The sequence below is a fragment of the Variovorax paradoxus genome (assembly GCF_029919115.1).
Classification (GTDB): Bacteria; Pseudomonadota; Gammaproteobacteria; order Burkholderiales; family Burkholderiaceae_C; genus Variovorax; species Variovorax paradoxus_O.
Window position 1 is genome coordinate 3,404,466 of record NZ_CP123990.1, and the last position, 21,443, is coordinate 3,425,908.

Annotated in this window: 28 protein-coding genes; 25 read left to right on the forward strand and 3 right to left on the reverse strand. The window is 63.8% G+C overall.

Features of this window, described 5'->3' with window-relative positions; translation table 11 throughout:
- Positions 1-16: 16 nt before the first annotated feature.
- From QHG62_RS16425 to QHG62_RS16515, 19 genes are all read left to right on the forward strand, one after another.
- Positions 17-1,186 (forward strand): D-alanyl-D-alanine carboxypeptidase family protein, encoded by a 1,170-nt coding sequence (locus QHG62_RS16425; protein ID WP_281146687.1) that lies wholly within the window; start codon positions 17-19, stop codon positions 1,184-1,186.
- A gap of 182 nt (positions 1,187-1,368) precedes the next feature.
- Entirely contained in the window at positions 1,369-1,746 is a 378-nt protein-coding gene (rpsL, locus tag QHG62_RS16430; RefSeq protein ID WP_013543948.1) for a 30S ribosomal protein S12, read from the forward strand.
- Positions 1,747-1,898: 152 nt separating this feature from the next.
- Positions 1,899-2,372, forward strand: a complete 474-nt coding sequence (rpsG, locus tag QHG62_RS16435) for a 30S ribosomal protein S7 (protein ID WP_013543947.1) — start codon at positions 1,899-1,901, stop codon at positions 2,370-2,372.
- Positions 2,373-2,468: 96 nt separating this feature from the next.
- Positions 2,469-4,568, forward strand: a complete 2,100-nt coding sequence (fusA, locus tag QHG62_RS16440) for an elongation factor G (protein WP_281146688.1) — start codon at positions 2,469-2,471, stop codon at positions 4,566-4,568.
- 141 nt (positions 4,569-4,709) lie between these two features.
- The gene (tuf, locus tag QHG62_RS16445) at positions 4,710-5,903 is read left to right on the forward strand and encodes an elongation factor Tu (RefSeq protein WP_012745744.1); all 1,194 of its coding nucleotides are present in this window, start codon (positions 4,710-4,712) and stop codon (positions 5,901-5,903) included.
- Between the two features lie 21 nt (positions 5,904-5,924).
- Entirely contained in the window at positions 5,925-6,239 is a 315-nt protein-coding gene (gene rpsJ / locus QHG62_RS16450; protein WP_007838118.1) for a 30S ribosomal protein S10, read from the forward strand.
- Between the two features lie 150 nt (positions 6,240-6,389).
- Entirely contained in the window at positions 6,390-7,997 is a 1,608-nt protein-coding gene (locus QHG62_RS16455; protein ID WP_281146689.1) for a hypothetical protein, read from the forward strand.
- Between the two features lie 11 nt (positions 7,998-8,008).
- Entirely contained in the window at positions 8,009-8,545 is a 537-nt protein-coding gene (locus tag QHG62_RS16460) for a hypothetical protein (protein ID WP_281146690.1), read from the forward strand.
- 244 nt (positions 8,546-8,789) lie between these two features.
- The gene (rplC, locus tag QHG62_RS16465) at positions 8,790-9,470 is read left to right on the forward strand and encodes a 50S ribosomal protein L3 (protein WP_157616207.1); all 681 of its coding nucleotides are present in this window, start codon (positions 8,790-8,792) and stop codon (positions 9,468-9,470) included.
- On the forward strand, positions 9,470-10,090 hold the full coding sequence (gene rplD / locus QHG62_RS16470; protein WP_028259871.1) for a 50S ribosomal protein L4: 621 nt from the start codon (positions 9,470-9,472) through the stop codon (positions 10,088-10,090). The genes rplC and rplD overlap by 1 nt, the downstream gene beginning before the upstream one ends.
- Positions 10,087-10,422, forward strand: a complete 336-nt coding sequence (gene rplW, locus QHG62_RS16475; protein WP_007838129.1) for a 50S ribosomal protein L23 — start codon at positions 10,087-10,089, stop codon at positions 10,420-10,422. The genes rplD and rplW overlap by 4 nt, the downstream gene beginning before the upstream one ends.
- A 2-nt stretch (positions 10,423-10,424) precedes the next feature.
- Positions 10,425-11,249, forward strand: a complete 825-nt coding sequence (gene rplB, locus QHG62_RS16480; RefSeq protein WP_015867666.1) for a 50S ribosomal protein L2 — start codon at positions 10,425-10,427, stop codon at positions 11,247-11,249.
- 10 nt (positions 11,250-11,259) lie between these two features.
- Positions 11,260-11,538, forward strand: coding sequence for a 30S ribosomal protein S19 (rpsS, locus tag QHG62_RS16485; protein WP_007838132.1), 279 nt, complete (start codon positions 11,260-11,262; stop codon positions 11,536-11,538).
- A gap of 9 nt (positions 11,539-11,547) precedes the next feature.
- On the forward strand, positions 11,548-11,880 hold the full coding sequence (rplV, locus tag QHG62_RS16490; RefSeq protein ID WP_007838134.1) for a 50S ribosomal protein L22: 333 nt from the start codon (positions 11,548-11,550) through the stop codon (positions 11,878-11,880).
- Between the two features lie 17 nt (positions 11,881-11,897).
- The gene (gene rpsC / locus QHG62_RS16495; RefSeq protein ID WP_028259872.1) at positions 11,898-12,824 is read left to right on the forward strand and encodes a 30S ribosomal protein S3; all 927 of its coding nucleotides are present in this window, start codon (positions 11,898-11,900) and stop codon (positions 12,822-12,824) included.
- A gap of 28 nt (positions 12,825-12,852) precedes the next feature.
- Positions 12,853-13,269 (forward strand): 50S ribosomal protein L16, encoded by a 417-nt coding sequence (rplP, locus tag QHG62_RS16500; RefSeq protein WP_007838137.1) that lies wholly within the window; start codon positions 12,853-12,855, stop codon positions 13,267-13,269.
- 55 nt (positions 13,270-13,324) lie between these two features.
- Positions 13,325-13,534 carry a 50S ribosomal protein L29 gene (gene rpmC, locus QHG62_RS16505; protein ID WP_026284221.1) on the forward strand — a complete coding sequence of 70 codons (210 nt, stop codon included), beginning with the start codon at positions 13,325-13,327 and terminating at the stop codon, positions 13,532-13,534.
- A gap of 9 nt (positions 13,535-13,543) precedes the next feature.
- Positions 13,544-13,813, forward strand: a complete 270-nt coding sequence (gene rpsQ / locus QHG62_RS16510; protein WP_015867662.1) for a 30S ribosomal protein S17 — start codon at positions 13,544-13,546, stop codon at positions 13,811-13,813.
- A gap of 94 nt (positions 13,814-13,907) precedes the next feature.
- A complete protein-coding gene (locus QHG62_RS16515) occupies positions 13,908-14,414 on the forward strand; it encodes a peroxiredoxin (RefSeq protein WP_281146691.1) in 507 nt (168 codons plus the stop codon).
- A gap of 4 nt (positions 14,415-14,418) precedes the next feature.
- On the opposite strand, the gene QHG62_RS16520 is transcribed toward QHG62_RS16515, so the two are convergent.
- Both QHG62_RS16520 and QHG62_RS16525 read right to left on the reverse strand, forming a co-directional pair.
- Positions 14,419-15,006: a GNAT family N-acetyltransferase gene (locus QHG62_RS16520; protein ID WP_281146692.1), complete on the reverse strand. Its 588-nt coding sequence runs from the start codon at positions 15,004-15,006 to the stop codon at positions 14,419-14,421.
- Positions 15,003-15,716, reverse strand: a complete 714-nt coding sequence (locus QHG62_RS16525; RefSeq protein WP_281146693.1) for a cytochrome b/b6 domain-containing protein — start codon at positions 15,714-15,716, stop codon at positions 15,003-15,005. The genes QHG62_RS16520 and QHG62_RS16525 overlap by 4 nt, the downstream gene beginning before the upstream one ends.
- Before the next feature lie 158 nt (positions 15,717-15,874).
- Between QHG62_RS16525 and QHG62_RS16530 the strand changes: the two genes are divergently transcribed.
- Positions 15,875-16,321 carry a c-type cytochrome gene (locus tag QHG62_RS16530; protein WP_281146694.1) on the forward strand — a complete coding sequence of 149 codons (447 nt, stop codon included), beginning with the start codon at positions 15,875-15,877 and terminating at the stop codon, positions 16,319-16,321.
- A gap of 30 nt (positions 16,322-16,351) precedes the next feature.
- Here the strand turns inward: QHG62_RS16530 and QHG62_RS16535 are convergent, their stop codons facing one another.
- Positions 16,352-16,849, reverse strand: coding sequence for a TlpA disulfide reductase family protein (locus tag QHG62_RS16535; protein WP_281146695.1), 498 nt, complete (start codon positions 16,847-16,849; stop codon positions 16,352-16,354).
- A gap of 89 nt (positions 16,850-16,938) precedes the next feature.
- Between QHG62_RS16535 and QHG62_RS16540 the strand changes: the two genes are divergently transcribed.
- The 5 genes from QHG62_RS16540 (at position 16,939) to ptsP (ending at position 21,420) form a co-directional block, all read left to right on the forward strand.
- Positions 16,939-17,484: a hypothetical protein gene (locus QHG62_RS16540; protein ID WP_281146696.1), complete on the forward strand. Its 546-nt coding sequence runs from the start codon at positions 16,939-16,941 to the stop codon at positions 17,482-17,484.
- Positions 17,481-18,752 (forward strand): MFS transporter, encoded by a 1,272-nt coding sequence (locus tag QHG62_RS16545; protein ID WP_281146697.1) that lies wholly within the window; start codon positions 17,481-17,483, stop codon positions 18,750-18,752. Before QHG62_RS16540 ends, QHG62_RS16545 begins: the two co-directional genes overlap by 4 nt.
- Positions 18,749-19,204, forward strand: coding sequence for a PTS sugar transporter subunit IIA (locus QHG62_RS16550; RefSeq protein WP_281146698.1), 456 nt, complete (start codon positions 18,749-18,751; stop codon positions 19,202-19,204). Before QHG62_RS16545 ends, QHG62_RS16550 begins: the two co-directional genes overlap by 4 nt.
- Positions 19,173-19,442, forward strand: coding sequence for an HPr family phosphocarrier protein (locus QHG62_RS16555; protein WP_258502687.1), 270 nt, complete (start codon positions 19,173-19,175; stop codon positions 19,440-19,442). The genes QHG62_RS16550 and QHG62_RS16555 overlap by 32 nt, the downstream gene beginning before the upstream one ends.
- 184 nt (positions 19,443-19,626) lie before the next feature.
- Positions 19,627-21,420, forward strand: coding sequence for a phosphoenolpyruvate--protein phosphotransferase (gene ptsP, locus QHG62_RS16560; RefSeq protein ID WP_281146699.1), 1,794 nt, complete (start codon positions 19,627-19,629; stop codon positions 21,418-21,420).
- Positions 21,421-21,443: the final 23 nt, after the last annotated feature.

Here is a 21,443-nt window from a genome sequence, read left to right on the forward strand (position 1 = left end):
TTCTCCAATTTTCCCAATGAATCGTTTCTTTGACGCATTTCGCGCGCTGGTGCTTGCCGCCGCCGCATCGGTTTGCATGATCGCCGCCGCCCAGGTGCCGGCGCCGCCCGAAATTGCCGCGCGCAGCTACCTGCTGCTCGACGTCACCGCCAACCAGATCCTTGCGCAGAAAGACATCGACAGCCCCGTCGAACCCGCCTCGCTCACCAAGCTGATGTCGGCATACATCGTGTTCGACGCCCTGCGCGCCAAGAAGATCACGCTGACCCAGACCTTTCCGGTGAGCCAGCGCGCCTGGAAGATGCCGGGCTCGCGCATGTTCATCGATCCCAAGATGCAGGTGCCCGTCGAAGACCTGATCAAGGGGCTGATCGTGCAGTCGGGCAACGACGCCACCGTGGCGCTGGCCGAGGGCGTGGGCGGTACCGTGGAGCACTTTGTCGAACTCATGAACGCCCAGGCCAAGGCGCTTGGCATGAAGAACACGAGCTACAAGAACCCCGAAGGCCTGACCGCGCCCGGCCACACCACCACGGCCCGCGACCTGAGCATTCTTGCAACGCGCCTGGTGCGCGACTTTCCCGAAGAAGCCAAGTACTACGCCATCAAGAAGTACCGCTACCCCGGCACGCCTTCCACCAACGACACCAACCGCAACCTGTTGCTGTTTCGCGACCCTACCGTCGACGGCCTGAAGACCGGCCATACCGAGGCGGCCGGCTACTGCATGATTGCCACCGCCAAGCGCGACTTTCCCAACCTCACCGGCGGCCGCCGCCTGCTGTCGATCGTGCTGGGCACCTCGGGTGAAACCGTGCGCGCCAACGAGTCGCAAAAGCTGCTGAACTGGGGCTACACCGCCTACGACGCCGTCCGGCTGTTCGATGCGGGGCAGCCGGCCGCCACGCCGGCGGTCTGGAAGGGCAAGGTCAACACGCTCAAGCTCGGCCGGCCGGAAGCCATCGTGGTCGCGGTACCTGCTGGTACCGCCAGCAAGATCAAGACGCAGGTGGCTCGTCCGGAGCCGCTGGTGGCGCCGTTCACCAAGTACCAGCCGGTGGGCTCGCTCAAGGTCACTTTGGATGACCAACCCCTGGCCGACGTGCCGCTGGTGGCGCTCGAAGGTGTCGAGCAGGCGGGCGTCTTTGGCCGCGCCTGGGACGCCGTTCGCCTCTGGATCAAGTGATTTTGCGCGCGCCCTCCCGGTTCATTTGCCGCTAGCGGGGCCGACTGCTATACTCGTGGGCTTTTCGGAATTTTCCGAAGGGTTTCACGTTTTCGTTATTCCCGGCTTCCTTTCCTTGCGTCACGTCAAGGACAAGGGCGGTTTGCAGCCAAAGGCCGGGTTGTTTTGGGACTAATTCATTCATGCCAACCATCAATCAACTGGTGCGTCAGGGTCGAACGGTCGAAAAGATCAATTCGAAGAGCCCTGCCATGCAGAACTCGCCGCAACGCCGCGGTGTCTGCACCCGCGTCTACACCACGACGCCAAAGAAGCCCAACTCGGCGCTTCGTAAAGTTGCCAAGGTCCGTCTGACCAATGGCTTCGAAGTCATTTCCTACATCGGCGGCGAAGGCCACAACCTGCAGGAACACAGCGTCGTGCTGGTTCGCGGCGGTCGTGTCAAGGACTTGCCCGGTGTTCGCTACCACATCGTGCGCGGTTCGCTCGACTTGCAAGGCGTGAAAGACCGCAAGCAGTCGCGCTCCAAGTACGGCGCCAAGCGTCCCAAGAAGGCTTAAGCCTTCCTGTCGTAAAAACAAACAAACGGTGTTCGGTTGCCTTGGCGGGCACATCGAACGAAGTGACCCAATGTCGGGTCGAGTAAGTGAGAGTCCGGAATGGCTCTCGCGGTGCCGGAACCGGTGCCAACTGAAGCAAAGAGGTTAGTAACATGCCACGTCGTCGCGAAGTCCCCAAACGTGAAATCCTGCCGGATCCCAAGTACGGCAATGTCGAGCTGTCGAAATTCATGAACGTGATCATGGAAGGCGGCAAGAAGGCGATCGCCGAGCGCATCATCTACGGTGCACTCGACTTCATCGAAAAGAAGAACCCTGACAAGGACCCGCTCGAAGCTTTCACCGTTGCCATCAACAACGTGAAGCCGATGGTCGAAGTCAAGTCGCGCCGCGTGGGCGGTGCCAACTACCAGGTGCCGGTCGAAGTGCGTCCCGTGCGCCGTCTGGCGCTCTCGATGCGCTGGATCAAGGAAGCCGCTCGCAAGCGCGGCGAAAAGTCGATGGCCCTGCGTTTGGCCAACGAACTGATGGAAGCCACGGAAGGCCGTGGCGGCGCCATGAAGAAGCGCGACGAAGTGCACCGCATGGCAGAAGCCAACCGCGCTTTCAGCCACTTCCGCTTCTAAGAATCAAACTTCGCTTGGGCGTTGGGTATTGAGTGTCGGGCGACGTCGCCCGTGCTCAAGGCCCAGCGCTCAACGCATTTAACCCGAAAGTAAATCATGTCCCGCAAGACCCCCATCGAGCGCTACCGCAACATCGGCATCTCCGCGCACATCGACGCCGGCAAGACCACGACGACCGAGCGCATCCTGTTCTACACCGGTGTGAACCACAAGATCGGTGAAGTGCACGATGGCGCCGCCACGATGGACTGGATGGAGCAAGAGCAAGAGCGTGGCATCACGATCACCTCGGCTGCCACCACCTGCTTCTGGAAGGGCATGGCCGGCAAGTTCGACGAACACCGCATCAACATCATCGACACCCCCGGCCACGTGGACTTCACCATTGAAGTCGAGCGCTCGATGCGCGTGCTGGACGGTGCCGTGATGGTGTATGACGCCGTTGGCGGCGTGCAGCCCCAGTCGGAAACCGTCTGGCGCCAGGCCAACAAGTACAAGGTTCCGCGCCTCGCGTTCGTCAACAAGATGGACCGCACCGGCGCCGACTTCCTGCGCGTGCGCCAGATGATGGTCGACCGCCTGAAGGCCAACCCCGTCGTGATCCAGATCCCGATCGGTGCCGAAGAGCACTTCCAGGGCATCGTCGACCTCGTGAAGATGAAGGCCATCATCTGGGACGAAGACAAGGGCGTGACCTTCACCTACGGTGAAATCCCCGCGAACCTGACCGACGTCTGCAACGAATACCGCGAAAAGCTCGTCGAAGCCGCTGCCGAAGCGAGCGAAGAGCTGATGAACAAGTACCTCGAAGGCAATGAGCTGACCGAGGAAGAAATCAAGAAGGCCCTGCGCCAGCGCACCATCGCCGGTGAAATCCAGCCGATGCTGTGCGGCTCTGCCTTCAAGAACAAGGGCGTGCAGGCCATGCTCGACGCCGTCGTCGAATACATGCCGTCGCCGCTGGATATTCCTCCGGTTGCCGGCCTCGACGAAGACGAAGCGCCCGTGACCCGCAAGGCTGACGACAACGAGAAGTTCTCTGCGCTCGCATTCAAGCTGATGACCGACCCGTTCGTGGGCCAGTTGACCTTCGTGCGCGTCTATTCGGGCGTGCTGACCAAGGGCGACAGCGTCTACAACCCGGTGCGCGGCAAGAAAGAGCGTATCGGCCGTATCGTGCAGATGCACGCGAACAACCGCGAAGAAGTCAACGAAATCCGCGCCGGCGACATCGCCGCATGCGTGGGCCTGAAGGAAGTCACCACGGGCGAAACCCTGTGCGATCCGGCAGCCATCGTGACGCTCGAGCGCATGGTGTTCCCTGAGTCGGTGATCTCGCAGGCCGTCGAGCCCAAGACCAAGGCCGACCAGGAAAAGATGGGTATCGCCCTGCAGCGTCTTGCTCAGGAAGACCCCTCGTTCCGCGTCAAGACCGACGAAGAATCGGGCCAGACCATCATTGCCGGCATGGGCGAACTCCACCTCGAAATCATCGTGGACCGCATGAAGCGCGAGTTCGGCGTGGAAGCCAACGTGGGCAAGCCGCAGGTGGCTTACCGCGAAACCATCCGCAAGACCGTCGAAGAAGCCGAAGGCAAATTCGTTCGCCAGTCGGGCGGCAAGGGCCAGTACGGCCACGTCGTGCTCAAGCTCGAGCCGCAGGAAGCCGGCAAGGGCTTCGAATTCGTCGACGCCATCAAGGGCGGTGTGGTTCCTCGCGAATACATCCCCGCGGTGGAAAAGGGCGTTGTCGAAGCGCTGACGCAAGGCGTGCTGGCGGGCTACCCCGTCGTGGACGTCAAGGTCACGCTGCACTTCGGTTCGTACCACGACGTGGACTCGAACGAAATGGCGTTCAAGATGGCCGCGATCTTCGGTTTCAAGGAAGGCGCCCGCAAGGCCAACCCGGTCATCCTCGAGCCGATGATGGCCGTGGAAGTCGAAACGCCCGAAGACTACGCCGGCAACGTGATGGGCGACCTGTCCTCACGCCGCGGCATGGTGCAGGGCATGGACGACATGGTCGGTGGCGGCAAGGCCATCAAGGCCGAAGTGCCGCTGTCGGAAATGTTCGGCTACTCGACCACGCTGCGCTCGATGTCGCAAGGCCGCGCCACGTACACGATGGAGTTCAAGCACTACGCTGAAGCTCCGCGCAACGTTGCCGAAGCCATCGTGGCCGCACGGGCCAAGTAAGTTTTCAAGAATGCAGGGCCGCGCGGTGCGCGGCCCTCGTTGTCTGCGATCCGGTGCCGCCGCGTTCCCGTGCGAGGCGAACCAGCAATCGGGTGCAGACATAAAACCAATGCACGGGAATGCTCTTTCAAGGATTGAAAAATGGCAAAAGGTAAATTCACCCGCACCAAGCCGCACGTGAACGTGGGCACGATCGGTCACGTTGACCACGGCAAGACCACGCTGACGGCTGCGATCGCGACGGTGCTGTCGGCCAAGTTCGGCGGCGAAGCCAAGGCCTACGACCAGATCGACGCGGCGCCCGAAGAAAAGGCCCGCGGCATCACCATCAACACCGCCCACGTCGAGTACGAAACGGCCAACCGCCACTACGCACACGTCGACTGCCCCGGCCACGCCGACTACGTCAAGAACATGATCACCGGTGCCGCCCAGATGGACGGCGCCATTCTCGTGTGCTCGGCCGCCGACGGCCCGATGCCCCAGACCCGCGAGCACATCCTGCTGGCGCGTCAAGTGGGTGTGGGCTACATCATCGTCTTCCTGAACAAGTGCGACATGGTCGACGACGCCGAACTGCTCGAGCTCGTCGAAATGGAAGTGCGCGAGCTCCTGGACAAGTACGAGTTCCCTGGCGACGACACCCCCATCATCCACGGCTCGGCCAAGCTCGCCCTCGAAGGCGACAAGGGCAAGCTCGGTGAAGAAGCCATCATGAAGCTGGCCGAAGCGCTGGACACGTACATCCCGACGCCCGAGCGCGCCGTGGACGGCACCTTCCTGATGCCCGTCGAAGACGTGTTCTCGATCTCCGGCCGCGGCACCGTTGTGACCGGCGCCGTCGAGCGCGGCGTGATCAAGGTCGGCGAGGAAATCGAGATCGTCGGCATCCGCCCGACCGTCAAGACCACCTGCACCGGCGTGGAAATGTTCCGCAAGCTGCTGGACCAGGGCCAGGCTGGCGACAACGTGGGCGTGCTGCTGCGCGGCACCAAGCGCGAAGAAGTCGAGCGCGGCCAAGTGCTGTGCAAGCCCGGCTCGATCAAGCCGCACACGCACTTCACCGCCGAGGTGTACGTGCTGTCCAAGGACGAAGGTGGCCGTCACACGCCGTTCTTCAACAACTACCGTCCGCAGTTCTACTTCCGCACGACGGACGTGACCGGCGCGATCGAGCTGCCCAAGGACAAGGAAATGGTCATGCCTGGCGACAACGTCAGCATCACCGTGAAGCTGATCAACCCGATCGCGATGGAAGAAGGCCTGCGCTTCGCCATCCGTGAAGGCGGCCGCACCGTGGGTTCGGGCGTCGTGGCAAAGATCCTCGACATCTAAGCCGGACGCAAAGGAATCACCATGGCTACCAAGCAAAAAATCCGCATCCGCCTGAAGGCTTTCGATTACAAGCTGATCGACCAGTCGGCAGCCGAAATCGTCGATACCGCCAAGCGCACCGGCGCGATCGTCAAGGGCCCCGTGCCCCTGCCGACCCGCATGAAGCGTTTCGACATCCTGCGTTCGCCGCACGTCAACAAGACGTCGCGCGACCAGCTCGAGATCCGCACGCACCAGCGCCTGATGGACATCGTCGACCCGACCGACAAGACCGTGGACGCGCTGATGAAGCTCGACCTGCCGGCCGGCGTGGACGTCGAAATCAAGTTGCAATAAACATTGCGGCCTCGCGCCGCATCTTGTGACAAAGCCCGCCTGCAGAAATGCAGGCGGGCTTTGTTTTTTGTTCCGCGGATGTGGCATCCTCGCTGGGCGGCGGCCTCCCTCCGTCGAGGCCTTGTTGAGTTGAATCGAGGACAGCACAGCATGAGACACGGCAACTCTTCTTTTGCGTCGGCGGTAGCGGCATGCATCGCGGCGGCGGCTTTGCTGGCCGGCTGCGGTGGAGGTGGGGGCGGTGGAGGGGGCGGCGGTCTTCCGTTCCTGCCGGTAGTTCCCCCTGCTCCTCCTCCTGCAGCGGGATCGGTGACGCTGAGCGGCACGGCCACCTATGAGTCTGTGCCCAATCCAAACGGCACTCTCGTCTATGCCAGCGCCACTTCCAGGCCTGTGCGCGGTGCCGCGGTGGATGTGATCGATGCATCGACTTCTGCGCAACTGGCCACGGCAACCACCGACGACAACGGTGCCTACTCCGTGTCTGTGCCTGCGAACACGGCGATTGCAGTGCGGGTCAAGGCGCAACTGGCGCGCGGCGGTGCGGGGCCGAACTGGGACGTGACGGTGCGGGACAACACCCGTTCCAGTGCGCTGTATTCCATGCAGAGCCCCGCGTTCTCGTCCGGGGCCGCTGCCTCGGTGCGCGACCTTCATGCGCCTTCGGGCTGGGGCGGTTCGAGCTACACCGGAGATCGGGTGGCAGCGCCGTTCGCCATCCTGGATACGGTCTACGCCGCCATGCAGAAGGTGGTGTCGGGTGCGCCCGCGGCGGCTTTTCCGGCGTTGCGCGTGTACTGGAGTATTAACAATGCCCCTTCTTCCGGCAGCGTTGCGGCGGGCCAGATCGGCACCACGTTCTTTGTGAGCAGAAGCACTGGCCGCGAGATCTACGTGCTCGGCAAGGAAGACGTGGACACCGACGAATACGACAACTCGGTGATCGCGCATGAATGGGGCCATTACTACCAGTCGGCCTTCAGCCGTGACGACTCGATGGGCGGCTCCCATTCGCAGAGCCAGCGGCTCGATCGGCGGCTGGCTTTTTCCGAAGGCTGGGGCAATGCCTGGTCGGGCATCGCGCTCGAGCGCCGAAACTATGTCGACTCGGGTGGCCCCCAGCAGTCGACCGCGCAGTTCAGCATCAACATCGATCTGGGTGCAGGCGCCGCAACGACGCCGGGCTGGTACCGCGAGCCGTCGATCCAGTCGGTTTTCTGGAACCTCAACCAGCAGGTCGGCTTCAAGCCCATACATGACGCGCTGACCAGCGTTCAATTCAGGGGCAGCGCTGCTGTCACCTCGATTCATCCGTTCTCCGCCGCCTTCAACGCCGTTGCCCCGGGCAGTGCCGCGGCACTGGCTGCCTTGCTCACCGGGCAGAGCATCAGCGCGGCGCCCAACGACCCATTCGGCGACGCCGAAACGAACAACGGCGGCATTCCGGTCACGATTCCGATGTACCGGAACGCCGCCGTGGGCGGCGGCATCACCCAGGCATGCGTCTCCGACGACGCTGGTACGGACAGCAACAACAAGCTCGGCAACTACGCCTATGTCCGCTTCACCGTGCCTGCCAGCCGCAGCTATCAGATCCTTGTGAACGGGCCGCCGGGAGCCATTCCGGATTTCGACATCTTCAGGGGCGGACCGGTTGCCCGAACCGGCAATACGGCCAGCCTCCCGGCCGGCGAGTACGTTTTGGCTGTGACGAACCTCGGCACCGGCGATCCGTGCTTCGACGTCTCCATTCAGTAAGAAAGGCCGCCATGAACACCCGTTCAACCTCCATGATGGCAGCGGCATGTCTCGCCTTGGCGACGTTGCCGGCGCCAGCCGCGGCGGACGGCGAGCCTGCCGCGCGCAATCCCAGGCCTGCGGCGTCGCATCGCCATGCCGCTCCCATGACCACGGCGCCACAGAAACCCGGCAGTTCCGGGGTCAAGCTCCAATACCGCCTGGAAGGCACGCCGCAGGTGGGGCGAGCCACGCCCATCGTGCTGCAATTCGAAGGTGTTACCGACGCTGACGGGGCTGCGGTCCGCCTGAGCGCCGACAGCGGGCTGACCTTGCAGGGCGGCAGTACGCTGACGCTGCCGGCGGGCAAGCGCACCACGGCCACCGTCGTCGTGGTCAGTGAAGCCGAAGGGCTCGCCTACCTCAATGTGTTCATCCGCCAGGGGGGCGCATCGAGCGCTGTTTCGGTCCCCGTCCAGACCGGCGCGGTGGCGCCCGCTCTCAAGTCGACAGGTGAGATGAAGTCCACGCCGGGCGGCGAGAGCATCATCACCATGCCCGTCAAATAGGCAGGAAAACGGGCAAAAGCGGGGCGTGGCGCGCTCGAAACCCCGCCCGTAACGCTGCTTGCACAGCGCCCGCATAGCGGGCTATAATCGCTGGCTCTGCCCTAGTTGCGCCTATATGGGCGCTGCAAGTGCGGAGATTTATCAACCTTCTTTCGCAAGCCGGGAAGCCTTCGGGCGATCGGCTAAACGCTGTTGCCAATTGAAGTGACAGCGGCGAAAGAGGATCCATTTTTGGAGAAAACAAATGAGTCTGAGCAACTCCCTCGGGTTGCTGGGCCGCAAGGTGGGGATGATGCGTCTCTTCACCGATGACGGGGACGCAGTTCCTGTCACGGTGGTGGATGTGTCCAACAACCGTGTGACCCAGATCAAGTCGCAAGAGACCGACGGCTACGTCGCGCTGCAAGTGACGTTCGGTTCGCGCAAGGCATCGCGCGTGACCAAGCCCCAAGCCGGCCACCTCGCCAAGGCGGGTGTCGAAGCTGGTGAAATCATCCGCGAATTCCGCGTGACCGCCGATACCGCAGGTCAGCACAAGGCTGGCGGCGTCATTGCCGCAAGCAGCGTGTTCTCCGTGGGCCAGAAGGTCGACGTGCAAGGCACCTCGATCGGTAAGGGCTACGCCGGTACCATCAAGCGCCACAACATGAGCTCGCAACGCGCGTCGCACGGTAACAGCCGTTCGCACAACGTTCCCGGCTCGATCGGCATGGCACAAGACCCCGGTCGCGTGTTCCCCGGCAAGCGCATGACGGGCCACCTCGGTGACGTCACCAAGACGACGCAGAACCTCGATGTGTTCCGCATCGACGAAGCTCGTCAACTGCTGCTCATCAAGGGCGCGATCCCGGGCGCAAAGGGTGGCTTCGTCACCGTGCGTCCCGCCATCAAGGCCAAGCCGCAAGCGGCTGAAGGAGCGAAGTAATGCAACTCGAACTCCTGAACGAACAAGGCCAGGCCGCGTCGAAGTACGACGCCCCCGAGACCGTGTTCGGCCGTGACTACAACGAAGACCTGGTTCACCAGATCGTCGTTGCATTCCAGGCCAACGCCCGCCAAGGCACGCGCGCCCAGAAGGACCGCGAGCAGGTCAAGCACTCGACCAAGAAGCCTTTCAAGCAAAAGGGAACGGGCCGCGCCCGCGCCGGTATGACGTCCTCGCCGCTGTGGCGCGGGGGTGGCCGGATTTTCCCGAACATGCCTGACGAAAACTTCTCGCAGAAGATCAACAAGAAGATGTACCGCGCCGGCATGGCCGCCATCTTCTCGCAGCTCGCTCGCGAAGGCCGTCTGGCCGTGGTGGATTCGCTGACCGTGGATTCGCCCAAGACGAAGCCGCTGGCAGCCCGTTTCAAGGCAATGAATCTCGAGTCCGTGCTCGTGATCGCCGAAGAAGTCGACGAAAACCTGTACCTTGCCTCGCGCAATCTGGTGAACGTTCTCGTGGTCGAACCCCGCTACGCCGATCCGGTGTCGCTCGTTCACTATAAGAAGGTGCTGGTCACCAAGGGTGCCGTCGACAAGCTCAAGGAGATGTTCGCATGAGCCGCGTGAACCCTACCGCCGCTGAACGTACGTTCGAAGAAGGCCGCCTGATGGCGGTGCTGGTCGCCCCGATCGTGTCCGAAAAGGCCACGATGGTCGGCGAGAAGTCGAACGCTGTCACTTTCAAGGTGCTGCAAGACGCCACCAAGCCCGAGATCAAGGCCGCTGTCGAACTGATGTTCAAGGTCGAAGTCCAGGGCGTGTCGGTGCTCAACACCAAGGGCAAGACCAAGCGCTTTGGCAAGTCCATCGGCCGCCGCGACAACGTTCGCAAGGCCTATGTGACCCTGAAGCCCGGTCAAGAGCTCAACCTCGTCGGGGAAGGCGCTTAATCATGGCCGTCATCAAGATGAAACCCACTTCGCCGGGCCAACGCGGCGCGGTGAAGATCTCGCGGGACCACCTGTTCAAGGGTGCTCCTCACGCGCCTCTGCTGGAGCCCCAGTTCCAGAAGGCCGGCCGCAACAACAACGGCCACATCACGATCCGTCATCGTGGCGGCGGTGCCAAGCACCACTACCGCGTTGTCGACTTCGTGCGCAACAAGGACGGCATCCCGGCCAAGGTCGAACGCATCGAATACGACCCGAACCGCACCGCCCATATTGCCCTGGTCTGCTACGCCGACGGCGAGCGCCGCTACATCATCGCCCCGCGCGGTCTTGAAGCCGGTGCAACGCTGCTGAGCGGTTCGGAAGCCCCGATCCGCGCAGGCAACACGCTGCCGATCCGCAACATTCCGGTCGGCTCGACGATCCACTGCATCGAACTGCAACCCGGCAAGGGTGCGCAGATCGCGCGTTCGGCTGGTACGTCGGCCACGCTGCTGGCTCGCGAAGGCGTCTACGCCCAGGTCCGCATGCGTTCGGGTGAGGTGCGCCGCATCCACATCGAATGCCGCGCCACCATTGGTGAAGTCGCAAACGAAGAGCACAGCCTGCGCCAACTCGGCAAGGCCGGTGTGAAGCGCCACATGGGTATTCGCCCGACCGTTCGCGGCGTGGTGATGAACCCGGTCGACCACCCGCACGGTGGTGGCGAAGGCAAGACCGGCGAAGGCCGCCATCCTGTCGACCCATGGGGCAACCTGACCAAGGGCTACCGTACCCGTAACAACAAGCGCACGCAGGTCTTCATCGTGTCGCGCCGCAAGAAGTAAGGGATAGCAAATGACTCGCTCTCTCAAAAAGGGTCCGTTTGTTGACCATCACCTCGTGGCCAAGGCCGACAAGGCAGTGACGACGAAGGACAAGAAGCCGATCAAGACCTGGTCGCGCCGCTCGATGGTTCTGCCCGAGTTCATCGGCCTGACCATTGCCGTGCACAACGGCAAGCAGCACGTGCCTGTCTACATTACCGATCAAATGGTCGGCCACAAGCTCGGCGAATTTGCGCTCACGCGTACGTTCAAGGGGCACCCCGCGGACAAGAAAGTCCAGAAGAAGTAAGGAACGACCATGTCTGAAACACGTGCAGTCCTCCGCGGTGTCCGCCTCTCGGTCGACAAGGGCCGTCTGGTCGCTGACCTGATCCGCGGCAAGAAGGTTGATCAAGCGCTCAACGTTCTGCAATTCACGCAGAAAAAGGCCGCTGTGATCATCAAGAAGGTGCTCGAGTCGGCAATTGCCAACGCCGAGCACAACGATGGCGCCGATATCGACGAACTGAAGGTCAAGACCATCTACGTCGAACAGGGCGCAACGCTCAAGCGCTTCACCGCGCGAGCCAAGGGTCGCGGTAACCGCATCAGCAAGCCCACGTGCCATGTGTACGTGACGGTTGGCAACTAAGAACGCCTGGAAGAAATATGGGACAGAAAATCCATCCGACCGGCTTCCGCCTTGCGGTTACCCGTAACTGGTCCAGCCGCTGGTACGCAAGCGACCGCGATTTCGCGGGCATGCTGGCTGAAGACATCAAGGTTCGCGAATACCTCAAGAAGAAGCTGAAGAACGCTTCGGTGTCGCGCGTCATGATCGAGCGTCCCGCCAAGAACGCACGCATCACGATCTACTCGGCTCGTCCGGGCGTCGTGATCGGCAAGAAGGGCGAAGACATCGAGAACCTCAAGCGCGAACTGGGCAAGCAGCTCGGCGTGCCTGTGGCAGTGAACATCGAAGAAGTGCGCAAGCCTGAAATCGATGCCCAGCTGATCGCCGACAGCATCACGCAGCAGCTCGAAAAGCGGATCATGTTCCGCCGCGCCATGAAGCGCGCCATGCAAAACGCCATGCGTCTGGGTGCCCAAGGCATCAAGATCATGTCGGCTGGCCGCCTGAACGGTATCGAAATTGCTCGTACCGAGTGGTATCGCGAAGGTCGCGTGCCCCTCCACACGCTGCGCGCCGACATCGACTACGGCACCTCGGAAGCCAAGACCACCTACGGCGTCATCGGCGTCAAGGTCTGGGTCTACAAGGGCGACACGCTGGGTCGTAACGACCTGCCGGCCGTCGAAACGCCGCGTCCCGATGAAGAGCGTCGCCCGCGTGGTCCGCGCCGCGATGGCCGCCCCGGTGGCGACCGTCCGGGTTCGGATCGTCGTGGTCCCGGCCCGCGCGCCGGTGCCCGTGGTCCGATCGGTGGCAACACCGCTCCGGCCGACGGCAGCGACAAGCCCGCAGAAGCTACTGGCGCAGCTCCCGCTGCGCCGGGTGCAGACTCGAAACCCGCCGTTAAGCGCGTCCGCAAAGCCGCGCCAGCTGCAGCAGCTGACGGTGCCAAGACCGAGTGATCGGTCTTAGAACTACGGAGTATTAAAAATGCTGCAACCTGCACGCAGAAAGTTCCGCAAGGAACAAAAGGGCCGCAACACCGGCATCGCAACCACGGGTAACTCGGTTGCGTTCGGTGACTTCGGTCTCAAATGCACCGACCGCGGCCGCCTCACGGCGCGCCAGATCGAAGCCGCTCGCCGCGCGATTTCGCGTCACGTGAAGCGTGGTGGCCGTATCTGGATCCGCGTGTTCCCGGACAAGCCGATCTCTACCAAGCCCGCCGAAGTGCGGATGGGTAACGGTAAGGGCAACCCCGAGTACTACGTCGCTGAAATCCAGCCTGGCAAGATCGTGTTCGAGATCGTCGGCGTGCCCGAAGAACTCGCCCGCGAAGCGTTCCGCCTGGCCGCCGCCAAGCTTCCGCTGCGTACGACGTTTGTCGCTCGCCAGCTCGGCGCCTGAGAGGAGAACATCCATGGCAACACGTAAGAAAAAAGAAACCGCGGCTCCGGCCAAGGTGACCAAGGCTGCAACCCTGCGCACGAAGGACGTCGCAGGCCTGCAAGCTGAAATCAAGGACCTGCAGAAGGCCCATTTCGGCCTGCGCATGCAGAAAGCCACGCAACAGCTGTCGAACACCTCGACGCTGCGCGTGACGCGCCGCGACATCGCGCGCGCCAAGACCATTCTTGCTCAGAAGCAGCAAGAAACCCAAGCCGCCAAGTAAGGAGTGAACATGACGGAAGCTAAAAAATCCCTCAAGCGCACCTTGATCGGCAAGGTGGTCAGCGACAAGCGTGCCAAGACCGTGACCGTGCTGGTCGAGCGCCGTGTGAAGCACGAGCTCTACGGCAAGATCGTGGCCAAGACGAGCAAGTACCACGCCCATGACGAAAAGGGCGAGTACAAGCTGGGCGACACCATCGAGATCACGGAAAGCCGTCCGATTTCGAAGACCAAGAACTGGGTCGTGACCCGTCTGGTCGAGAAGGCCGTGCTGGTCTGATCGCCGGTTGATACGCATCGGGAGGCCTCTTGAAGGCAACCCAACCCGAAACGGCCCACAATGTGGGCCGTTTTTCTTTTTCAGGAGCATCTAGATGATCAAAGTCGGCGACACCCTTCCTTCGGCAACCCTGCAGGAATACTCCGAGGTCGAGGGCGAAGGCTGCAGCATCGGCCCCAACCCTGTGGACGTGAGCAAGGCGACGGCTGGCAAGACCATTGCGCTGTTCGCTCTGCCGGGCGCCTTCACGCCCACCTGCTCGGCCAAGCACGTGCCGGGCTATGTGCAGCATTTCGACGACTTCAAGACCGCTGGCGTGGATGAGATCTGGTGCGTGAGCGTGAACGACGCGTTCGTGATGGGCGCCTGGGCGCGCGACCAGAAGACCGGCACCAAGGTGCGCATGTTGGCCGACGGCAGCGCCGACTTCGCCAAGGCCACTGGGCTTACGCTCGACCTGACTGCTCGCGGCATGGGCCTGCGCAGCAACCGTTATTCAATGCTCGTGAAGGACGGCAAGGTGGCAGCGCTCAACGTCGAGGCACCGGGCAAGTTCGAAGTCAGCAACGCCGAGACGCTGCTGGCCCAGGCCCGCGGCTGATAGCTCAGAGATCGGCCTTGAGGTAGTGCGCGCCAGCAATCGGGTTGTGATAGTAGGGCGGCACTTCCTCGAAACCCAGGTCTTCATAGAGCGCGCGGGCCGATTCCATGTCGTCCAGCGTGTCGAGCAGCACGCAGGCGTAGCCCGCGCCGCGAGCCGCATCGAGAATGGCTTCGGCCAGCTGGCGGCCGACACCCAGTCCGCGAAAACCGGGCCGCACGAACAGGCGCTTCATCTCGGCGGCATTGGCGTAGTCGGCGTTGTCGAGCGGCCGCAGGGCGCAGCAGCCGGCCACGTGCGCCAGGGCTCCGTTCGGGCGCAAAAGGGTGGGCGCCTCTTGTCCGGCGGCCTCCTTGATATGGGCCGGGTCGACCAGGGCGAGCAACAGTGCGCCGCGCGGTTCTGCGTAGTCTCCCGGAAGCGCGGCAACTTCCTCTTCGAAGTTCTGAAAGCACAGGTCGATGTTCAGCGAGGCCGCGTAGTCCCGAAATATCGCGCGCGCCGCATCGAACTCATGGGCTTCGTCCGGCGTCAGCAGTACGACGGCCGGCGTGTCTGCGAGCGGCAGGGGCCGTGAAACTGAAAAGCTCATACGCGCAGCGATGCAATCCAGTAGGCCGCGCCCGCGCACACTGCGAACAAAGCCAGCGCGAAACAGCGCGAGGCGGCGTCATCGCGGCTGGTTGCCACCTGGCTGCCGGCGGACCTGATCAGCTTGTCGCCCGAAACCATGGGCCGCACCAGCCGATGGCGCTTGACCAGTACATAGAACAGCACGGCCAGAACATGCAGGCTGACCAGCGCGATCACGATCGTCTTTCCTTGCGCCTTGTGCCAGCCCGTTGCAAGGCTCACCACTTCACCTGAAACAAAGCGCGTGAGTGGTCCGGCTGCGGAAATCTCGTCATCCGCCACCAGCCCGGTCGCAACCTGTAGCGCCAGCACGGCCAGAACCGCAAATACCGACAAGCCGCCCAGGGGGGTGTGCCCGATCACGTGATCGGGATGGGCTCGGCCGCGCAGATAGGCAAGAACGGAGCCCGGCCCGTAGAAGAACGAGGCAAAACGCGACCAGCGCCCGCCCACGAAACCCCACAGCAGCCGGAACAGAAGCAGCGCAAGAACCACATAGCCCAAGCGAAAGTGCCATTCCATGATGCCGCCGAGGCCGGTGGCAATCAGGCCAATGACCACGACGCTCAACGCCCAGTGAAAAACGCGCGTCGGCAGATCCCAGATGCGCGCTCGCACGGGGCGGTGGGACGCGGCGGCCTGCAAGGCGGCCACGGAGGAGTCGGTCATCGAAGAGGCAAAGTGCGCAATAAATTGCGGAAGGCGCAGATTAGCAAAGTCCAGGCCGCCGCATGCATCGGGTTGTTGCTATGCCCGGCGGCAATGCTGCCCCTACACTCTGCGCGGCGCCGCTTTCGGCGGTGCCGAATCAACAACAAGGACCCCCGATGATTCGACTCGCCTCGTTCGCCCTGGCCGCTGCCGTCGCCGCAATCTCCCTGCCGGCCGCGGCCCAGTTCGCCAAGCCCGATGACGCCATCAAGTACCGCCAGAGCGCATTGTTCGTGATGGGCCAGCATTTCGGCCGCGTGGGCGCCATGGCCAATGGCCGCGTTCCCTACGACGCTGCGGTCGCCGCCGCAAATGCCGACATCGTGGCCGAGATGGCCAAACTGCCCTGGGCCGGTTTTGGCGCAGGCACCGAAGGGGGCAAGGGCAAGCCCGAGATCTGGAAGGAATCAGCCAAGTTCAAGGAGCACCAGGACAAGATGATTGCCGAGACCGGCAAGCTGGCGGTCGCCGCCAAGGCCGGAAACATCGACGCACTCAAGGCCCAGTTCGGCGCCACCGCCGGCAGCTGCAAGGCTTGCCACGACAGCTTCCGCAACCAGTAAGCCGCCGAAAAAGACGCAGCGAGCCGGGGTTCAGGCCTCGGCGAGCAGCTTTTCGATCAGTTTGTGGAGCTCTGCGAAATCGGGCTCGCCCACGTAGCGCTTCACGATCTCGCCCTTCTTGTTGACCAGGTAGGTGGTGGGCGTGAGCTTCACGTCTCCCCAGGCCTGCGCCACGCTGCCGGTGTTGTCGATGGCCACCTTGAACGGCAGCTTGCGCGTTTCGGCAAAGTTGACGACATAGCTCGGCGGGTCGTAGCTCATGGCCACGGCCAGCGTGTCGTAGCCCTTCGACTTGTACTTGTCGTAGGTTGCAATGACCTTCGGCATTTCGGCCACGCAGGTCACGCAGCTCGTGGCCCAGAAGTTGACCAGGGTGACCTTGCCCTTCAGGTCGTCGGTGCTTTTCTTGCTGCCGTCGAGCAGCACGAAGGTCGATGCCGGTGCCGCCGTGGCGCCGGAACCGAAGTACACGCCCACGCCGGCGGCCATTGCAAGGACGACTGCTGCGGCGGCGATGTATTTTTTCATGGCAACTGAAAGAGGAGGGCGGCGTGATTTTAGTTCCGCCGGCCGGATTGCGCTGGCGCATGCCACGGTCGCTCGATAATGCTTCTCCGATGCTCTCGCTTGTTCCTCGCTCCTGGCCTGCGCTGTCCGCAGCCACCGCCGCCGTTGCGCTTGCCGCCTGCAGCCCCACCTTCAACTGGCGCGAGACGCCGATTGCCGATGCCGGCCTGGTCGCCATGCTTCCCTGCAAACCCGACCGCGCCGACCGCGCCCTGCCGCTCGGCGCCGAGTCCGTGAAGGTCGATATGGCGGGCTGCGAGGCGGGCGGTGCGACCTTTGCCATTGCCCACGCATCCGCCGGCAGCCCCGAACAGGCCGAGGCCTGGCTCCGTGCCTGGCGCGCAGCCACCCGGAACCAGCTCGGCAATGCGCAGGTGACGGAAGCACCGGCAACGCTGAAACGTGCCACTGCGGCGCCCGCACCGGTAAAGCTCGACGCGCAGCCGGAGCAGCAAGGCGCTGCGACCGTGCAGGTCCTTTGGTTTGCCCAATCGCAAAGGGACGGCCGCGTGTCTCTCTACCAGGCCACGGTGCTCGGCCGGCCTTCGGCGCCCGACGCAGCGAAAACCTTCTTCGACGGCCTGCGTCTTCCGTGAACGCCGCAAGTACCTCGACCGGCGGCCTGCTCGCCGGGCGGAAGCGGATTGCCGCCGTTTTCCTGGCCTTTGCCGTCGCCTACTTTTTCTCGACGCTGGTGCGCGCCATCACGGCCACGCTGTCGCCGACCCTCACTGCCGAGTTCGACCTCGAATCGCGCGACCTCGGTCTGCTCGCGGGAGGCTACTTCCTGGGTTTTGCGTTCACGCAGTTGCCCATGGGCACCTGGCTCGACCGCTACGGCCCGAAGCGGGTCATCGTCTCTTTCCTTTCTGTCGCCGTCATCGGGTGCCTGCTGTTCTCTGCGGCGACGAGTTTTACGCTCCTGCTTGCCGCTCGCGTGCTGACCGGTGTGGGCGTCAGTGCCTGCCTCATGGCGCCGCTCACCGGCTACCGGCGCTGGTTGACCCCGCCGATGCAGTTGCGCAGCAACTCGTGGATGCTGATGGTGGGCTCCTTCGGCCTCGTCGGCGCCACTCTGCCGGTGCAATGGCTGATGCCGCTCCTGGGCTGGCGGCCGCTGTTCTGGCTGCTGGCGGCGGGCGTGCTGGTTTCCATGGCGCTGATTGCGTGGGCTGCACCTGCGTGGCATCGCGGCCAAGAAACAGATAACGGCAGCGGCGAACAGAAACCGGGCGGCTACGCTGCCGTGTGGCGCGACCCCTTCTTTCGCAAGCTCGCGCCGGTCGGCTTCTTCAACTACGGCGGCTTCGTCGCGATGCAGACGCTCTGGGTGGTCCCCTGGCTCACCCGCGTGGCAGGCTACACGCCGCAGCAGGCGGCCGGCGCCCTGTTCTGGATCAGCATCGCCCTGCTGGCTACTTACTGGCTCTGGGGCGTGACCAATCCCAAGCTCGCGCATCGCGGCATTCCGGCCACCCGGCTCTTGTGTTGGGGCATGCCGCTCGCGATGCTCGCGCTTGCTCTCATTTTGGTAGCAGGTCCGGCTGCGGGAACCGTCGCCTGGATCTGCTTTCTGTGTATCTCCACCGTGGTCACGCTGGCCCAGCCCGCGGTGGCGCTTGCCTTGCCGCCTGCCCTCGCCGGGCGTGCGCTGTCGGCCTACAACCTGGTGGTTTTTGCGGGTGTATTCGTCGTGCAGTGGGGTATCGGCCTGCTGATCGACCTGTTTGCGCGTGCGGGGCTCGACACCGTCGGGTCCTTTCGCGCGGCCTTGGCCGTTTTCCTGGCCTGCTGCGTTATGTCGTATACCTACTTCCTTTGGGCGCCCCCGCATAATCGGCGCGTAGTCCCTCGACCCGCATGAACAGCATTCTCATCATCGCCCACTCACCGTTCGCGCAGGCGCTGCGGCGGTGCGCGCTGCATGTGTTCCCGGATTGCGAGCAGGCAGTGGTCGCGCTCGACGTGCTGCCCAACGTGTCGCCGGAAGAAACGCTGGCCGCAGCCCGCATCACGCTCGAGCAGCAGCTCATCGCACCGCGCTCGCAGGTGCTCGTGCTGGCCGACGTGTTCGGCGCAACGCCGTGCAATGTGGCCCAGAAGCTGGTGGACGGCGTCCGCTCGCGGCTGGTGGCGGGCGTCAACCTGCCGATGCTGCTGCGGGCGGTAACCTACCGCCACGAGCCGCTCGACACGCTGGTGCAGCGCGCCATTGCGGGCGGCACGGCCGGAGTCATGCAGGTGGCCGTGGCCGCACCCCAGAACCAGGCGAAGAGAAAGCACAGTGATCAAGAAATCCGTGACCATCAGCAATAAGCTGGGCTTGCATGCGCGCGCATCGGCCAAGCTCACCAAACTCGCAGGCAGCTTTCCCTGCGAAGTGTGGCTCTCGCGCGGCGACCGCCGCATCAATGCCAAGAGCATCATGGGCGTCATGATGCTTGCCGCCGGGCTGGGCTCCACGGTCGAGCTCGAAACGAACGGCCAGCAGGAAGAAGAAGCGATGGACGCCATCGTTCAACTAATGAACGACAAATTCGGCGAAGGCGAGTGAATGTGGCCCCCACGCTCCGCACTGCGTGTCGTCGCTGCCCCCCGAGGGGGCTCGGCCGCCTTGGGGCGGCCCGGCGGCGGCCGATGTGGTCCCCACGCTCCACACTGCGCGTCGCCGCTGCCCCTGAGGGGCTCGGCCGCCTTGGGGCGGCCCGGCGGCGGCCGGTAACCTTCGGCCAGCTCCCATGACCTTCGCAGTCCACGGCCTTCCCGTCGCCCGTGGCATAGCCATTGGCCGCGCAGTGCTGGTGGTGTCGAGCCGCATCGACGTGGCCCACTACTTCATCAAGCCCGAAGAGATCGAGACCGAAATCGATCGCGTCCGCACGGCGCGCAACGCGGTGGCCGACGAGCTCGCCAAGCTGCAGACCAGCGTCGCGCAGATGGGCCCCAATGACGCGCCGCACGAGCTTGCGGCCCTGCTCGAAGTGCACCAGATGCTGCTGCAGGACGAGGCGCTCACCGGTGGCGTGAAGCACTGGATTACCGACCGTCTCTACAACGCCGAATGGGCGCTGACCACGCAGCTTGAAATCATCGCCCGCCAATTCGACGAGATGGAGGACGAGTACCTGCGCGAGCGCAAGGCCGACCTGGAGCAGGTGGTCGAGCGGCTGCTGCATCGAATGAAAGGCACGGCCGCAGTACTCGCGCCGAGCCCACCGCGCCGCAAGCGCCCCGCCGCCGAAGACGAGGACGACCCCACCGCCGGCGACGGCATCGATGCGCCGCTGGTGCTGATTGCGCACGACCTGTCCCCGGCCGACATGCTCCAGTTCAAGAAGAGCGTGTTCGCAGGCTTTGTGACCGACGTGGGCGGGCGCACCTCGCACACCGCCATCGTCGCGCGCAGCATGGACATTCCGGCCGTGGTGGGCGCGCGCACTGCAAGCCAGCTGGTGCGCCAGGACGACTGGGTGATCATCGACGGCGACGCCGGCGTGGTGATCGTCGATCCCTCGCCCATCATTCTTGCGGAGTACGGCTTCAAGCAGCGCCAGGGTGACCTTGAGCGCGGCCGGCTCGCACGCCTGCGCCACAAGCCCGCAGTCACTCTCGATGGGCAGCGAGTCGAACTGCTCGCCAACATCGAAATGCCCGAGGACACCGTCGGCGCCATGAAAGCCGGCGCTGTCGGCGTCGGGCTGTTTCGCAGCGAGTTCCTCTTCATGGGCCGCGAGTCGCAGCGCCAGACCCGGCTGCCCGACGAAGAAGAGCAGTACCAGGCCTACAAGCGCGCGGTGGAGGGCATGCAGGGCATGCCCGTCACCATCCGCACCATCGACGTGGGCGCCGACAAGCCGCTCGACGGCAAGGCGGGCATCAAGCAGGAGCACCTGAACCCCGCGCTCGGCTTGCGCGCCATTCGCTGGAGCCTGGCCGATCCGGCCATGTTCCTCACGCAGCTGCGCGCCATCCTGCGTGCGGCAGCGCACGGCGAAATCCACCTGCTGATTCCCATGCTCGCGCACGCCAGCGAGATTCGCCAGACGCTCTCGCTGATCGAGTTTGCGCGCACCGAGCTCGACAACCGCGGTGCCGTATACGGCAAGGTGAAGCTCGGCGCCATGATCGAGATTCCGGCCGCGGCGCTCACGCTCAAGACCTTTCTCAAGTACTTCGACTTCCTGTCGATCGGCACCAACGACCTGATCCAGTACACGCTGGCCATCGACCGCGCCGACGAGGCCGTGGCCCATCTCTACGACCCAGCCCACCCGGCGGTGCTGAAGCTCGTGGCCGACACCATTGCCGAATGCCGCCGCCAGGGCAAGGGCGTGGCCGTGTGCGGCGAAATGGCGGGCGACGTGGCCTTCACGCGCCTCTTGCTCGGCCTCGGGCTGCGCAGCTTCTCGATGCATCCCTCGCGCATCCTTGCCGTCAAGCAGGAAGTGCTGCGCGCCGACACCGGCAAGCTCGAAGCCTGGGCGCAGGGCGTGCTCGAGTCGGACGACCCGGCAGCCGCTTTGGCAGGCTGAGCCGCGCGCAGGGGGGCGGGCGA